This is a genomic window from Spirulina sp. CCY15215, from assembly GCF_016888125.1.
Taxonomy (GTDB): domain Bacteria; phylum Cyanobacteriota; class Cyanobacteriia; order Cyanobacteriales; family Spirulinaceae; genus CCY15215.
The window spans coordinates 1-361 of the sequence record NZ_JACSWA010000403.1; the positions used below are offsets into that span (position 1 = coordinate 1).

At 45.4% G+C, this 361-nt stretch carries 1 pseudogene; it reads left to right on the forward strand.

Annotation, left to right across the window (positions count from 1 at the left end):
• A pseudogene (locus JUI58_RS11435) lies at positions 1-296 on the forward strand (hypothetical protein); the annotation flags it as partial.
• Between the last annotated feature and the right edge of the window lie 65 nt (positions 297-361).

The following is a 361-nucleotide window of genomic DNA, read 5'->3' on the forward strand; positions in this document are numbered from 1 at the left end:
ATGGTCAGATGCGTTTTTTCAATCCCCAAACTGGGGAGTATTTAAGAAGTCCAGATGAGTCCGAACGGGAACGGATTGAGGAACGACGGGAAAAAATGGAGGAACGACGAGAAAAAATGGAGGAACGACGACAGAAAATGGAGGAACGACGACAGAAAATGGAGGAACGACGACAGAAAATGGAGGAACGACGACAGAAAATTGAGGAACGACAAGAAAAAGAACAGGTACAGAGGACATTGCAAGAGTTGCGCGATCGCCTGCTTGCGAAAGGATTAGACCCTGATAACTTCTGAACTTAGCGATCGCGCTATAATTTCTGTACGATAGAACTACTATATCTGCGATCGCCTAAAATGCG